Here is a 14672-nt window from a genome sequence, read left to right on the forward strand (position 1 = left end):
TTTCTTCCTCTTATTCTCTATTATCAATGTTTGTTAAAATTTCTATCTGCTCCTGCAGAAAGTCATCCTTGGGATAGCGCTCCAAAATCTGGTCAAAAATCTGACTGCGAACAATGTAGTCCGAGTACATGTGCAATTTCATCTCATAATCTTCCAGAATCTTTTCTGTCCGCTTGATATTGTCGTAGACAGCCTGACGACTGACACCGAACTCTTCAGCAATCTCAGCAAGGCTGTAATCATCAGCGTAGTAGAGCTCGATATAATTCATTTGCTTATCTGTCAAAAGCGCTGCATAAAATTCAAAGAGCGCATTCATACGATTTGTTTTTTCGATTTCCATAACTTTTATTATACCAAAAATTAGCCTAATCTACCACATTAGGAAGCCAATCCGAGAAGATAGCTAGCTAAATTTGAAAAAGACATAAGCCTAGCCCCAAGTAATTTCCAATTGATAGCTGGCAAAGGGTTGTCCCTCTTGATTTTGTAGTTGATAGGCTAGCTCAATCTTTTGCCCATCAACTTCATAGCGACTGGTTTGGATAACAAATTCCTGCATGCCCATAGGTGTGGGAATATAGGCTAAACTATCGCTATTTTTTAGAAAGCGCATAATGGTCTTGGGATTGGAAAATCGACTCATCACAAGTTCTTGACCCTGAAATTTAATAACCACTTTTTCCTTTTCCTCATTATAAAAAAGCAGGTAGCTATAATCTCCCTTTTCATGCACTTCCACGTCATAAAGCTGGTCAATCACTTCCAACTGCTCATCAAACTGAATCCTATTTCGTATCCGAATCTTCACATCAAGTCCTCTTTCTTGTCTCTTGTCCTACTATTTTACCAAAAACTCTAGCTTTTTGCTATAATGGTCATATGAACGAAAAAGTATTCCGTGACCCAGTTCACAACTACATCCATGTCAATAATCAAATCATCTATGACTTGATTAATACAAAAGAATTTCAACGCTTACGTCGCATCAAGCAACTGGGAACTTCCAGTTATACCTTCCACGGTGGGGAGCACAGCCGCTTCTCTCACTGTCTAGGAGTCTATGAGATTGCTCGACGTATCACAGAGATTTTTGAAGAAAAATATCCTGAGGAATGGAATCCTGCCGAGTCCCTCTTGACCATGACCGCTGCTCTCCTACATGACCTTGGACATGGTGCCTACTCCCATACTTTTGAACATCTCTTTGATACAGACCACGAAGCCATTACTCAAGAGATTATCCAAAATCCTGAGACGGAGATTCACCAAGTCCTGCTACAAGTGGCGCCAGATTTTCCAGAAAAGGTTGCCAGTGTCATTAACCACACCTATCCTAACAAGCAGGTCGTGCAACTCATTTCTAGTCAGATTGATGCAGACCGTATGGACTATCTCTTGCGCGACTCCTATTTTACAGGAGCATCCTATGGGGAATTTGACCTGACTCGCATCCTCCGAGTCATTCGTCCTATCGAAAATGGGATTGCCTTTCAGCGCAATGGCATGCACGCCATCGAAGACTACGTCCTCAGTCGCTACCAGATGTATATGCAGGTCTATTTCCACCCAGCAACACGCGCCATGGAAGTTCTCCTACAGAATCTTCTCAAGCGCGCTAAGGAACTTTATCCAGAAGATAAGGACTTCTTTGCACGAACTTCTCCTCACCTCCTGCCTTTCTTTGAAAAAAATGTGACCTTGTCTGATTATCTGGCTCTGGATGATGGTGTGATGAATACCTACTTCCAACTCTGGATGACCAGTCCTGACAAGATTTTAGCAGACTTATCACAGCGCTTTGTCAACCGCAAGGTCTTTAAATCCATTACCTTTTCACAAGAGGATCAAAACCAACTCGCTAGCATGAGAAAATTGGTTGAGGACATCGGCTTTGATCCCGACTACTACACTGCCATTCATAAGAACTTTGACCTCCCTTATGATATCTATCGTCCCGAATCTGAAAATCCGCGGACACAGATTGAGATTCTACAGAAAAATGGAGAACTGGCCGAACTCTCTAGCCTGTCTCCTATCGTCCAATCCCTTGCTGGCAGTCGTCACGGAGATAATCGTTTTTATTTTCCAAAAGAAATGTTGGACCAAAACAGCATCTTTGCAAGCATTACCCAGCAATTTTTACACTTGATTGAGAACGATCATTTTACCCCAAATCAAAACTAGAAGAGGAATTTTATGAGTATTAAACTAATCGCCGTCGATATTGACGGTACCCTAGTCAACAGCCAAAAGGAAATCACTCCTGAAGTCTTTTCTGCCATCCAAGATGCCAAAGAAGCTGGTGTCAAAGTCGTCATTGCAACTGGCCGCCCTATCGCTGGTGTTGCCAAACTTCTGGATGATTTGCAGTTGAGAGACGAGGGTGACTATGTGGTAACCTTCAACGGTGCCCTTGTCCAAGAAACTGCTACAGGACATGAGATTATCAGTGAATCCTTGACCTATGAGGATTATCTGGATATGGAATTCCTCAGTCGTAAACTCGGTGTCCACATGCATGCCATTACCAAAGACGGTATCTACACTGCCAATCGCAATATCGGAAAATATACAGTGCACGAATCAACCCTCGTCAGCATGCCCATCTTCTACCGCACACCTGAAGAAATGGCTAACAAGGAAATCGTCAAATGTATGTTCATCGATGAACCAGAAATTCTCGATGCTGCGATTGAAAAAATCCCAGCAGAATTTTACGAACGTTACTCCATCAACAAGTCTGCTCCTTTCTACCTCGAACTCCTTAAAAAGAATGTAGACAAGGGTTCAGCTATTACTCACTTAGCTGAAAAACTAGGATTGACCAAAGATGAAACCATGGCGATTGGTGACGAAGAAAATGACCGCGCCATGCTGGAAGTCGTTGGTAACCCAGTTGTCATGGAAAACGGAAATCCAGAAATCAAAAAAATCGCCAAATACATCACTAAATCTAATGATGAATCTGGCGTTGCCCATGCCATCCGTACGTGGGTATTGTAAAATAATTTGAATATAGAAAAAGCACCCCAGAAGTTAGAGATAATGTACTGACCCCAAAAGTTAGACAGAAAAAATCTTACTTTTGGGGTGCAGTTTAAAATTCAGTATTTTTGTTTTCTAGTTCTATCCCCTTAATAATTATTAAATCTGAAAAAGGTAGTACATTATGTAAAACCTTTTTCAATTTTTTATTTTACTACGAATTAATATTATTTTTTCTAATGATAATTAATCCACTAATCTTACTTTATAAATATTGCAGTGCTTTTCTTAATTAGCTTTTTTTCATAACTCTTTATAAGAATAACCAATAAACTACTTAGTAATCCCAAAATAACTAGACTTAATCTCGGGTTTAAAAGCCAATTAAAATAAGCAGCCAGTATCCCTCCAAAAGGAGCAAAAATGGTATCCTTCTTATTCAAAAAGTAGAAAGAAAGGTTACTGCTATCAAACTTCCAAATCCAGCAATTGAGTAAACAATCCCAACAAGACTATTTGATAATTTCAATTACGTCCATTTTTTTCTCTCATTAATTGGACATAGCCCTTTGTTTCTATTTTTGAATTTAAAAACGAGAACTCTCCGCACATTTTATCATAAAAATTATTATAATCTTCTTTTGAAAAATCTCCTAAAATCTCTATTTCAAGATAAAATCCAAGACCATCAATCTTATCTAGATTAATCGTTTTATTTTCTAATTCATCATGATAAGTCTTTCTATGTTTACTTATTGTGAAAATATTTGAAAAACCATCTTGCAAGATATTCCTTACAAATTCTAATTTTTCAGATTCTAACTCTATTTCACTTTCACTCCACATTCCTTGTTTTATCGTATCTTTTCTTGTGAAAACACTTGCTCTATTATCATCTTCTTGGCGAATTCTGTAGATAAAGCTACCTACCTCATCATTTTCAAATTCTCTTCCTTTTGTTTTAAAATATTTATCAACTTGCTTATTTTCATTCTTAAATTTATAAGATTTTTCTAAATATGAAATAGCATTATTATAATCTTTCTCATCGTTGAGTTCAAATCTAACTTCTAATTCATTCATTAATTTTACCTCTCAATTCTTCAAAGGCTGAAGTCTCTTTACATTCACTCAGTCTATAGTAAGTTTCTGTAGATGTTTTATGGACAAAAAGCCTAATATTTTCTTGTACTCATTTTAGCACTTCAATATAATAATGTCAAGAATTTTAATAATGTTTTTTTATTTATTTTTATTAAATACATATTTGTATCTTTCTGGATTAAAAAAACAATGCTTAATTGAACATCGTCTTTACTATTCTGTTAGATCTGCAATGTAATGCTCAATTTTTAGAGCCATTGACATATTTCCCTCAAGCTTATATAGGAAATAAGCCGTTTCAAAGTACTCTTTTACTGCAACTTTAGAAGAAAAATTCTTACTTACATTTCCCATCAATAAATACAAATCAGCTAAGAGATATGTTGTTCTATACGTCTTACATTGCTTTATCGTATCTGTGATTTTAGTAATAGCCTCTTCAGTATTATTCTGCAACCATAGATAGCGACAAACATTATAATTAAATTTAATAGAAAGGTTTAACTCTTCGATTGTGTTTAACTTGAGTTGATTTACTTGATACTCTAACTTTTCTCGAATTTCATTAAAACTCTCTAAATCTTCAATATCATAATAAAAATTAAATAGAGTACTTGAAATTTGAAGGTAGATCAGGTCAGTTACATTTAACTGAGACAGTACCTTCTCCAATCTTGCCACAGCCTCCTCTTTTTGCCCATAGAGATAAAAATCTATAAGAGATTTTATCCACTCCATATAAAACTTATCTACTAGAGACAAGCGATGTACCTTTACACTCTCTAATTCATATATATATTTCAAAGACTCATAATTTCGATTTGTGATAAATGTCTGGGCTAACTTCTTAAACTCTGATAACTCATCAATCTCCTCTCCAATCTGCTCATTAAAAAAATAATCTATACTAACTTTTAACTTCTTAGACAGAGCATATAAAAAGTCTGCTCCTGGAGTAAATTCTCCATTCTCTAATCGACTAATCTGCCCCTGTTTACATATCCCCTCAGCCAATTCTCGCTGAGACATTTTTAATTCTTTTCGTCTATTTTTTAATCTTGTTGCTAATAGTGTACCCACGTTTGCATTTTCCTTTTCTATTCGATTTCAATTTCAATTGTAACATGATTAAATTTTAAATACAAATTAATAAACCAAAAGATACAAATTATATATAAGCAATGACTAGATAGGTTATTTTTGAAAACCTAGCCCTTCTTCTTTTGAGATTTTCTTACTCAAACGATTGATAAACGTATTCACTTGAAATGGATTAGATATCAGACTATCATGTTTAGATTTTGTTATTGATATATTTAACAGACCAGAAATAGTCTTGTACAACATATCAAATTCAGGGGAATAATAACGATTTTCCCCATTTTTTAGGCTATCTATTTCATAACAATCAATTCATTTTGTCACATACCTTAGCCCAAAAAATCCACACCAAATCTTTTTGAAAGCTATTTAAAGCTTTGTACTTGCTTTCTAAGTTCATAGATCTTAACCTTAACCTCATTTGTCTAATTCCATAATAAAAATAAGGACATTCTAACAAAGGAAGTCCTTATTTTTAAACTAATATATGTCAAAGTTACTATGCAGATTCACTTTATTCTGTAATCATTGATCAAAATATAACTTTTGGTAAAATTTTGATTATGAATTAGTCAAAGAAAAAACACTAATCTATTTTAAAAAACTAAATTGTGATGATTGCCTATAAATAAACTTTCTAGATTCTTTTTTCTTTCTTTACTGTACTAAAAATGCCCCCTGCAGGAATCGAACCAGCAACTACTCCTTAGGAGGGAGTTGTTATATCCATTGAACTAAGGGAGCTAGATAAAAACTCTGCTGAAAAAGCAGAGTTTTTTAGTCGAATTAACGACGAATTTCTTTGATACGAGCTGCTTTACCTTGAAGAGTACGCAAGTAGTACAATTTCGCACGACGTACTTTACCGTAACGTACAACTTCGATTTTTTCAACACGTGGAGTGTGGATTGGGAAGATACGCTCAACACCTACACCGTTAGAGATTTTACGAACTGTGTAGTTTTCTGAGATGCCAGCACCTTTACGTGCAATAACAACACCTTCAAAAATCTGGATACGTTCACGGTTACCTTCGACAACTTTCGCGTGTACACGAACAGTGTCACCAGGACGGAATGATGGGATATCTGTACGAAGTTGACCTTCAGTCAAGCTTTGGATTAATGGATTCATTTTATTCTCCTATCTTTGTCAATCTTGAGGAACCTTCCTCAGCGGATAAACTGTATTTTTGTGCGTCCATTACACACAAGATACAGTCTACCAAATTTCCACAAAAAAGTAAAGAAATTTATAGCAGAATTCCTAAAAAAATCGCAACTAAACCACCTAGGTAGGTCAAAGTCAGGTAAGAATAAAAGACCTTCTTATCGCTTAGCAGTCTTTGCAGTTCGTCATTCAAGGTAGAGAAGGTTGTTAAACCTCCGCAAAAGCCAGTTGCTAGAATAGCATAGACTTCCTTAGACTCTACATGATTGTAGAATAATCCAATCAAAAAACAACCTAAAAGATTGGCTATGAGCGTTCCGAGTGGCAATTTAGAAGCTTGATTATAGCGGGAAAAGAGATACCGTACTAAAGCCCCAAAACCACAAGCAATTGCAAGATAAATGATTACCATTTCTTCCTCCCCAAATAGTAAGCCAAAAGCAAACCTCCACCGATACTCAAAAGCAAATACAGGACCAAACTAAGATAACGCCCTGTGTCGAGCAGCTTAACAGCATCAAGAATTAGGCTAGAAAAGGTTGTCAAACCTCCACAAAAACCTGTTCCCAGTGCTAAAACCAAGCCCTTACTAGTCCCCTTATTGACCAGATAGCCCTTGACAAGATAAACCAGGCAGAAAATTCCCAGATAATTAACAAAGAGAGTACCCCAAGGAAAATCTGGACTGGCTAGTAACCAAGTAGAAACCAGGTAGCGGACCAATCCACCCAACATAGCAGCTAGAAAAATCCCTAGCGGATAAAATTGTTCTTTTTTCATTTGATGTTTTGATCCTGATAATCACGCGAACGTTTGAGTATGTCCGAAAACGTTGCTACAATAGTCTCCTGATAGCGCTTGTCTTCTACACGATTTCTGACCTTTTCAAAAATAACTGCTTCTCTCTTGGTATCTAAAATCGGTTTCCCTGAAGCCTTCTTATAAGCGACAACCCCTTCAACTAAATGCATTCTCTCTTCTAACAGTTTGACAATTTGGTTGTCGATTTGATCAATCTCTTGCCGAATACTCTTTAAATCCATACAATCTCCTCCTTTATTTGAATTATTTTATCAAAAAACCACCAAATAGGCTAGTAAAATCCCAACTCACGATAAGAAAAATGCACTGATTGATTGCATCAGCGCACATTTATGCTTATCCTACTTTAGCAGCCAATTCTTCTGCGAATTGTTCTAAACGTTCAATGTCTTCTTCCTCAGCAGAGAGATCAACTTTAACACACTCTGAACCTTTTTCTGCTCCTGTTGAAACAAAGACACGATCAAAGTCATCAACAGCTTTACAGAATTCATCGTAGAAAGTATCACCTGAGCCAACCACTCCGTAGATTTTGCCATTCAAGTTGAGGTCTGCTAAGTCTTCGTAGAAGTCCATCATCTCATCTGGCAATTCTCCATCACCATAAGTATAGGTCGCAACGATAGCGATGTCTGCTTCCAAGAAGTCTGAAGCGTCAACAGTTGTACATTCATCAACATCGACATCCAAGCCCAAGTCACGTAATTTGTCTGCTACAATATCTGCAATTTCTTCGGTATTACCTGTCATACTGGCAAATACAATTTTTGCTAATGCCATATCGTCCTCCTCAATTTATCTTTCTCCATTATATCACATCTTTTTCATTTTAAAAATAAAAATTCTTGTGCTACAATGAAATGAGAAAGAATTGAGGTTATTTATGGACATTTGCCATCAAATTTTAGAAAAAATCAAAGAATATGACACAATTATCATTCACCGTCATATGAAACCAGACCCTGATGCCTTGGGAAGTCAGGTGGGATTGAAAGCCTTGCTGGAACATCATTTCCCCAAAAAAACCATCAAAGCCGTTGGTTTTGATGAACCAACTCTTACTTGGATGGCTGAAATGGATCATGTTGAAGATAGTACCTACCAAGGCGCCCTTGTCATCGTCTGTGATACGGCTAACACTGCTCGTATCGATGATAAGCGCTATAGTCAAGGTGATTTTCTCATTAAGATTGACCACCATCCAAATGATGATGTATACGGTGACCTATCTTGGGTGGAGACTAGTTCAAGTAGCGCTAGTGAGATGATTACCCTATTTGCTGAAACAACTCAACTGGCCTTGTCAGATCGCGCTGCTGAGCTACTTTTTGCAGGAATTGTTGGTGATACAGGTCGTTTCCTCTACCCTTCTACCACTGCACGCACCCTCCGCCTGGCTGCCTCTCTGAGAGAACAGAACTTTGATTTTTCGGCTCTCACTCGCAAAATGGACACTATGAGCTACAAAATTGCTAAACTTCAAGGCTACATCTACGACCATCTGGAAGTGGATGAAAATGGTGCTGCTCGCATTATCCTGAGTCAAGAAGTCTTGAAACAATTCAATGTTACCGATGCTGAAACTGCAGCCATTGTCGGTGCACCTGGACGCATTGACAGTGTGAGTCTCTGGGGAATTTTTGTTGAACAAGCGGATGGTCACTACCGCGTCCGTCTACGTAGTAAAATTCGTCCAATCAATGAAATTGCTAAAGAACATGATGGTGGTGGTCATCCTCTAGCAAGTGGTGCTAACTCCTATAGTTTGGAAGAAAACGAAATCATCTACCAAAAGTTAAAAAACTTGCTTAAAAACAAGTAAAAGACTTGTCAAACTCATTAGAATTTGATAGACTAGTATGGTAATAATCTATGGCTCGCAAAGAGACCATGGCAGAAAGGAAATATTGTAAAATGAAAAAAGATATCCATCCAGAATATCGCCCAGTTGTCTTCATGGACACAACTACTGGTTACCAATTCCTTAGCGGTTCAACAAAACGCTCTAACGAAACAGTTGAGTTCGAAGGCGAAACTTACCCATTGATCCGTGTGGAGATTTCATCATACTCACACCCATTCTACACTGGACGTCAAAAGTTCACTCAAGCAGATGGACGCGTGGATCGTTTCAACAAAAAATACGGTCTCAAATAATGATAAAAAGACAGCTTCGGCTGTTCTTTTTTTATTTCTTGAAATTAACTGCTGTTTTCATATTCCAGACTCGTACTCTTCGAAAATCTCTTCGGTAATTTAATGTTAGGGGATTTATACTAACAATAGACTTTTAACCTCAAAATTGATAAAATAAAAAAGAAAATAATTGAAAAAGGAAACTGTAAATCACCATGATGAACATGCAAAACATGATGCGTCAAGCACAAAAACTTCAAAAACAAATGGAACAAAGCCAAGCAGAACTTGCTGCTATGCAATTTGTTGGCAAATCTGCTCAAGACCTTGTCCAAGCGACCTTAACTGGAGATAAGAAAGTTATCAGCATTGACTTCAATCCAGCTGTCGTTGACCCAGAAGACCTCGAAACTCTTTCTGATATGACCGTTCAAGCCATCAACTCTGCTCTTGAACAAATCGATGAGACTACCAAGAAAAAACTGGGTGCTTTCGCTGGAAAATTGCCATTCTAAGCATAAGAAAAAACAAGCATTCAAGAGAATACTTGCCTATCGTGGGAGGAACAACTGTTCCTCTTTTTAATTACTAAAAATTAAAGAATTCCATGGCCTGTTTGAAAAGCAAATCCGTATACTCTGGGTCTTCTTGGGCAATGGTAACTTGCTCTTGAATCATTTCCAAATCATCCGTTATCATGCCATCCGCTCCCAAATGAACAGATTTATCAAAGGACTCTGAACTATTAATGGTCCAGACGTACAATTTCTGATCGGTATTCCAAAGCTTGTTGACAAAATTTTCATCTAAAGTTGAATACTCCATGGTATAACCTGTAGCTTTGGTTCTTGGAAAGATACTATTGTAAGGTAGGATGAAATAGACTGGAATTTGTGAGTCGTAGGCTAGCACTTGGTCAATCACATGGTAGTCTAAGGACTGCATTTGGTGCCCATTCTGCTTAATAACAGCTCCATATTTGTCCATAAAGCGTTTCATCATATCTGGACTATCTTTTCGACTGGTTTTAATTTCAATAAGGAGTTTTTGATGCAATTCATTGGCTTTGTTAAGATAATCATCAAAACTAGACACCTTGGTGTGATAGCCATTTTCAGAAATATCAAGTTTGGTTAATTCATCCAAAGTTAGATCCTGAGGATTGGCATTGACTCCTGTCAAATTCTTGATATTAGCATCATGCATCATGACAAACTGGCCATCTTTTGTTTCCTGAACATCTGTCTCAACGAAATCTGGAGATAACTGAGCGGTTTTTTCTAGCGATTGGACTGTATTCTGCACACCATTCCTATTAGATACTCCTCTGTGAGAAATAACTAAAGGTTTATTGGCAACTGGCGCTTCCAAATAAACATATCCCTCAAGAGCGAAAAAGATACCTGCACAGCCCATCACTCCCCATCTCATCCAGTGGTCTTTCTTTCTCCTTGGTGTGATTTCTAGCTCTTCTCCTGTCAAAAAGGAAACAAACTTAATAAGGAAATAGGTCAAGGCCATATAGTGGAAATTCTTAATCAAGACAAAGTTGATAATTCCCAGTACAAGAGATTCCTTATGGGTCACTCCATCCATCAGTGCCTGACTTGCTAAGATTGGAATCAAGAAAAGAATGAAAAATAGATACGTTTTGATAATAATCCAGAGCAAGTTCCAAATATAAAACCAGGATTGCCTTTTGGTCTTCTCTAGACTGTATCTGACTGCCTCTTTGACTGTTTTCTTCTCAAATAAAAGCTGAGGTAGGGCAAACATCAAACGCACTGAAATGTAAAACAGAAGTAAAGCCAGAATAGTAACCACTATACCTACTAGCCAATACTTGTCTTCAACATAATCAACGATAAAATCCGGAATGACAATTTTATTGAGGTAATAAATCTTTAAAATCTTTCGAATCAATGGAAAGAGCATCATGACATAAAAGAAGATAAAGGCCATTTTGGAAATCGTCACTTGCTTCATGAATAAGAAACTTTGACGAAAGACCTTGCGACTGTACTCCAGTAGGGTTCTCTTTTCATGATAGAGGAGGTGGCGAGCCCCGATAAAGAGAAGTCCTATCTGGTAATAGGCGACCAATAAATTAACAATTACTAGAACAAATAAAGCCAAACTAACAAAGGGAGAACCCTTTATAATAGCAAAAATATTGTTGTAGGAAAGAAAGAGATAGCCTGTCTGTCGGAGCAAAAGTCCAGCAACCCAAGAATTGAGAGGTAACCAGACAAACTCAATCATCATGAAAGTCAAGAAAAAGAGAAAGAGTATTTTATCTAGATTAAAGTAGATTTTCCTAAAACCTAGATTTTTAGGTTTTTCAGGTTTCATAGGCACTCCTAGTCAAATAATTGAGACAAGTCCAAGCCCCCAAAAGGATTGTTCGAGAGGCTACTTTCTGCCCCTAACAATTCTCTAGCCTGGTCTGACTCTAGAAAGGACTCGTAAACACGCGCCGTCATCCGAGCATCCTCTAGGCTATTATGAGACTGACCTTGAAATCCAAGAAACGAGGCAACAGTTTGCAATTTAAGATTGGCAATACCATGTAAATCCGAACTCCGACGTTCAAAAGCTTCATCATACAAGTCCACCTTGTACTGCTGGCTATAATCTAAACCATGCTCTGCTAAAATAGGCAAATCACTTTTAGCAGCATTGTATCCAACCATGGGTAAAGAACCCACAAACTCTTGGAATTCTTTTATAACTTCCTCCACTGGAGGAGCATCTTTTAAGGTCTCGACTGTAATCCCTGTCAAACCATTGATAAAGCTTTTTAGAGGCACACTGGTATGAACATAGGAATCATAGGCATCGATTTCCTGACCATCTCTAAAACGCACTGCCGATACTTGAATCAAGTGTGTTTGCCCTTCATGCTGATTAAATTCTAAATCGAAAGCAATGTAATCTTCTAATCGTTCCATTTTCTACCTCTCCTATACTGTTATTTTATACTCTTCGAAAATCTCTTCAAACTGCGTCAGCTTCGCCTTGCCGTAGATATATGTAACTGACTTCGTCAGTCTTATCTACAACCTCAAAGCAGTGCTTTGAGCAGCCTGCGGCTAGCTTCCTAGTTTTCTCTTTGATTTTCATTGAGTATTAATTGAGCAACTATACTATTTAGAAACAAAAGAAGCCATCAGGTTAGCATGTAACCTAAACAGCTCCTTGATTATCCTCCAAATAAACGAGCAAAAAAGCCTTTCTTAGTTGATTGGACTTCTTCTTTTGCTTGGTCCAGCTCTAGCTTAAGATTTTCTTGATCCTTCATGGCTTGAAGAGTCAATTGTTGCTGCTGATCGAGTTGTTTATCTTTCTCAGCAATCTGACGATCCTTGATACGCATCTGCTCGTCTTTTTCTGATAACTGACGATCCTTGGCTTTTAATTGTTCATAGAGACGAAGAATTTCTGCATTCTTCTCATCAACCAGAATCTCCATCAGTTCACGTTGCTTGACATCTTCACTGACAGGCTCATCTTCAAAAATCGTTTTTTTATAGATTTCTTCTAGCTTAATCAAGCCACTTCTGGTAACGACTGTTACCCCTTTGTCATTTTTATCTGTGTCTTCTTCAGGTAATTCTTTGACACGGTTATTGATTGCTTGGCGAGATAATCCTAAGACCTCTGCAATCTCACTGACGGTCATTTCAATACTCATAATATCCTCTGAAACGTTTTCTAGCTTTTCTTTACTTAAATCTTATCATAAGCTAGAAAAACTGTCAAATTTTCGCTTAATCTAAGGCCTTCAAAAAGGCTAACAAGACTTGGGCAGAGCGACGTCCAGCTTCGATAATAAACTCATCAAAAGAGATGTTTGCTTCATGGTTGGCATTATCACTCATAGCTCGAATAACTAAAACTGGAAGATTAAGGGCATGCGCTGCCTGAGCAATAGCGGCCCCCTCCATCTCAACAGCTAAAACTTCTGGGAAATGGGACTTAATCGCTTCTATCTTGTCATTTCCTGCAACAAAACTATCTCCTGTAGCAATCAAACCAAGATGCCAGTTCTGATCCAATTGAGATAAACTCTCTTGAATTTTAGCAACAAAGGTTTTATCTGATTCGAAATAAAGCGGTTGTTGCGCCATTTGTCCATAAGCATAACCAAAAGCTGTGACATCCACATCATGATAGGCTAATTTGTCAGCAATCACAACATCACCAACAGCAATACCTTCTGCTACTGCCCCAGCTGATCCCGTATTAATTAAAGCATCCACTTGGAAATGATCAGCCAAAATCGCCACACTCATAGCAGACATGACCTTACCAATTCCACTTTCTACAAGAACGACCTCATGCGAGGCAAGGTTTCCTGTATAATAGGTATTCCCTAAAACAACTTGCTCCTGAGCATTGTCTAGATGCTGGACCAGATAAGCCAGTTCTTCTGGCATAGCCGCAATAATTCCTATTTTCATTTCAATTCCTTTTCTATTACAAAAGTTTCATTGCTAAGACAAGCAAAATCAAGAGAAAGATGACTGCGAATAAGATTTTATTCAGTTTAGAATTGAAGACATTTCTCTTGGTATTTTCAATGCGACGGCTTTTATGAATAGACGGTTCAACCTGAATCTTCAAGGTTTCCTGGCTAAATCCATGATCCTTAGGATTGGCATAACCAAAACGGGAAGAAGAGGTTGGTAAAATTTTTGTCTCCTCATCATCTAGCAAAGGGGGACCTGAAATATTTTCTCCTCTATTAGCTCTTTCGATTATTTCATCCGTTAATAAAGGTTTACCCATATTGACCTCCTCTATTTTTTCTGCAATTCCCAATACTGAACAGCCATAATTGTCTTGGCATCGCAGATATGACCTGATTGGATCAATTCCTTGGCTTCTTCTAGACTTACTTCTAGGACTTCCAAGGTTTCATCTTCATCCTGCGGACGCGGATTTTCCACCTTTGTCAAATCTCTTGCTAGGTATAGTTTTAGTTTTTCATTACAGAAGCCAATGGCTGAATAAAAATCGTACAAGAGTTCTAACTTCCCTGTATAGGCTGTTTCTTCCTCTAATTCACGCAGAGCCGCTGCAACAGGGTCTGTATTTTCTCCTACTTCAAGTTTTCCAGCTGGAATTTCGTAAGAGACTGCCTCAATGGCCTTGCGGTACTGCTTGACCAAGATGAGTTTTTGCTCATCGGTTACGGCTAAAACACAGACAGCTCCATTGTGGAAAATCAAATCACGTTGGGCAGTTCCCTTGCCTTCTGGTAATTCAACCTGATCTTGAACCAGTTTAAATATTGGTCCTTGATAGATTTCTTTTCGGCTAAGCGTTTTTTCTTCAAATTCCATGAT

The 14672-nt window shown here is 37.7% G+C and carries 21 protein-coding genes and 1 tRNA gene; 5 read left to right on the forward strand and 17 right to left on the reverse strand.

Annotated elements, in window-relative coordinates:
- Window positions 1–10: 10 nt before the first annotated feature.
- Window positions 11–343, reverse strand: a complete 333-nt coding sequence (locus CJ239_RS08000) for a putative DNA-binding protein (RefSeq protein ID WP_102211172.1) — start codon at window positions 341–343, stop codon at window positions 11–13.
- Window positions 344–433: 90 nt separating this feature from the next.
- Window positions 434–811: a DUF1934 domain-containing protein gene (locus CJ239_RS08005; protein WP_102211173.1), complete on the reverse strand. Its 378-nt coding sequence runs from the start codon at window positions 809–811 to the stop codon at window positions 434–436.
- 71 nt (window positions 812–882) lie between these two features.
- On the opposite strand from CJ239_RS08005, the gene CJ239_RS08010 reads away from it, so the two are divergent.
- A complete protein-coding gene (locus CJ239_RS08010; RefSeq protein WP_102211174.1) occupies window positions 883–2187 on the forward strand; it encodes an HD domain-containing protein in 1305 nt (434 codons plus the stop codon).
- 12 nt (window positions 2188–2199) lie between these two features.
- Window positions 2200–3006 carry a sugar-phosphatase gene (gene yidA, locus CJ239_RS08015; protein ID WP_023946927.1) on the forward strand — a complete coding sequence of 269 codons (807 nt, stop codon included), beginning with the start codon at window positions 2200–2202 and terminating at the stop codon, window positions 3004–3006.
- Window positions 3007–3513: 507 nt separating this feature from the next.
- Here the strand turns inward: yidA and CJ239_RS08025 are convergent.
- From CJ239_RS08025 to CJ239_RS08060, 8 genes are all read right to left on the reverse strand, one after another.
- Window positions 3514–4071, reverse strand: a complete 558-nt coding sequence (locus CJ239_RS08025; RefSeq protein ID WP_102211175.1) for a CYTH domain-containing protein — start codon at window positions 4069–4071, stop codon at window positions 3514–3516.
- Window positions 4072–4305: 234 nt separating this feature from the next.
- Window positions 4306–5172 carry a helix-turn-helix domain-containing protein gene (locus tag CJ239_RS08030; protein ID WP_102211176.1) on the reverse strand — a complete coding sequence of 289 codons (867 nt, stop codon included), beginning with the start codon at window positions 5170–5172 and terminating at the stop codon, window positions 4306–4308.
- A gap of 693 nt (window positions 5173–5865) precedes the next feature.
- A tRNA-Arg gene (locus CJ239_RS08035) sits at window positions 5866–5937 on the reverse strand.
- Window positions 5938–5979: 42 nt separating this feature from the next.
- Window positions 5980–6327, reverse strand: coding sequence for a 50S ribosomal protein L19 (rplS, locus tag CJ239_RS08040; RefSeq protein ID WP_102211177.1), 348 nt, complete (start codon window positions 6325–6327; stop codon window positions 5980–5982).
- Between the two features lie 118 nt (window positions 6328–6445).
- Window positions 6446–6775 carry a fluoride efflux transporter CrcB gene (crcB, locus tag CJ239_RS08045; RefSeq protein WP_102211178.1) on the reverse strand — a complete coding sequence of 110 codons (330 nt, stop codon included), beginning with the start codon at window positions 6773–6775 and terminating at the stop codon, window positions 6446–6448.
- Complete coding sequence (gene crcB, locus CJ239_RS08050; RefSeq protein WP_102211179.1) at window positions 6769–7143, reverse strand: fluoride efflux transporter CrcB; 375 nt, start codon at window positions 7141–7143, stop codon at window positions 6769–6771. Before crcB (CJ239_RS08050) ends, crcB (CJ239_RS08045) begins: the two co-directional genes overlap by 7 nt.
- Window positions 7140–7406: a chorismate mutase gene (locus CJ239_RS08055; RefSeq protein ID WP_042900803.1), complete on the reverse strand. Its 267-nt coding sequence runs from the start codon at window positions 7404–7406 to the stop codon at window positions 7140–7142. The genes crcB (CJ239_RS08050) and CJ239_RS08055 overlap by 4 nt, the downstream gene beginning before the upstream one ends.
- A 115-nt stretch (window positions 7407–7521) precedes the next feature.
- Window positions 7522–7965 (reverse strand): flavodoxin, encoded by a 444-nt coding sequence (locus tag CJ239_RS08060; protein WP_001162128.1) that lies wholly within the window; start codon window positions 7963–7965, stop codon window positions 7522–7524.
- 103 nt (window positions 7966–8068) lie between these two features.
- On the opposite strand from CJ239_RS08060, the gene CJ239_RS08065 reads away from it, so the two are divergent.
- The 3 genes from CJ239_RS08065 (at window position 8069) to CJ239_RS08075 (ending at window position 9836) form a co-directional block, all read left to right on the forward strand.
- Window positions 8069–9007, forward strand: coding sequence for a bifunctional oligoribonuclease/PAP phosphatase NrnA (locus tag CJ239_RS08065; protein WP_102211180.1), 939 nt, complete (start codon window positions 8069–8071; stop codon window positions 9005–9007).
- A gap of 92 nt (window positions 9008–9099) precedes the next feature.
- The gene (locus CJ239_RS08070) at window positions 9100–9342 is read left to right on the forward strand and encodes a type B 50S ribosomal protein L31 (protein WP_102211181.1); all 243 of its coding nucleotides are present in this window, start codon (window positions 9100–9102) and stop codon (window positions 9340–9342) included.
- Between the two features lie 194 nt (window positions 9343–9536).
- Window positions 9537–9836 (forward strand): YbaB/EbfC family nucleoid-associated protein, encoded by a 300-nt coding sequence (locus CJ239_RS08075; protein ID WP_042900806.1) that lies wholly within the window; start codon window positions 9537–9539, stop codon window positions 9834–9836.
- A 73-nt stretch (window positions 9837–9909) separates the two neighbouring features.
- Here CJ239_RS08075 and CJ239_RS08080 read toward each other — a convergent pair whose 3' ends face one another.
- The 7 genes from CJ239_RS08080 to CJ239_RS08105 all read right to left on the reverse strand — a co-directional run bounded on the left by CJ239_RS08080 (window position 9910) and on the right by CJ239_RS08105 (window position 14669).
- The gene (locus CJ239_RS08080) at window positions 9910–11673 is read right to left on the reverse strand and encodes a glycerophosphoryl diester phosphodiesterase membrane domain-containing protein (RefSeq protein ID WP_102211182.1); all 1764 of its coding nucleotides are present in this window, start codon (window positions 11671–11673) and stop codon (window positions 9910–9912) included.
- An 8-nt stretch (window positions 11674–11681) separates the two neighbouring features.
- The gene (locus tag CJ239_RS08085) at window positions 11682–12272 is read right to left on the reverse strand and encodes a 3'-5' exonuclease (RefSeq protein ID WP_102211183.1); all 591 of its coding nucleotides are present in this window, start codon (window positions 12270–12272) and stop codon (window positions 11682–11684) included.
- A 46-nt stretch (window positions 12273–12318) separates the two neighbouring features.
- Window positions 12319–12444: a hypothetical protein gene (locus tag CJ239_RS12230; RefSeq protein WP_257994505.1), complete on the reverse strand. Its 126-nt coding sequence runs from the start codon at window positions 12442–12444 to the stop codon at window positions 12319–12321.
- 79 nt (window positions 12445–12523) lie between these two features.
- Window positions 12524–13015, reverse strand: a complete 492-nt coding sequence (rocS, locus tag CJ239_RS08090) for a chromosome segregation protein RocS (protein ID WP_000021242.1) — start codon at window positions 13013–13015, stop codon at window positions 12524–12526.
- A gap of 76 nt (window positions 13016–13091) precedes the next feature.
- Complete coding sequence (locus CJ239_RS08095; RefSeq protein WP_102211184.1) at window positions 13092–13784, reverse strand: 5'-methylthioadenosine/adenosylhomocysteine nucleosidase; 693 nt, start codon at window positions 13782–13784, stop codon at window positions 13092–13094.
- A gap of 16 nt (window positions 13785–13800) precedes the next feature.
- Window positions 13801–14112 carry a cell wall synthase accessory phosphoprotein MacP gene (macP, locus tag CJ239_RS08100; protein WP_102211185.1) on the reverse strand — a complete coding sequence of 104 codons (312 nt, stop codon included), beginning with the start codon at window positions 14110–14112 and terminating at the stop codon, window positions 13801–13803.
- Between the two features lie 11 nt (window positions 14113–14123).
- Complete coding sequence (locus CJ239_RS08105; RefSeq protein WP_102211186.1) at window positions 14124–14669, reverse strand: NUDIX hydrolase; 546 nt, start codon at window positions 14667–14669, stop codon at window positions 14124–14126.
- Window positions 14670–14672 lie beyond the last annotated feature (3 nt).

The organism is Streptococcus sp. UMB0029, from assembly GCF_002871495.1.
GTDB lineage: Bacteria > Bacillota > Bacilli > Lactobacillales > Streptococcaceae > Streptococcus.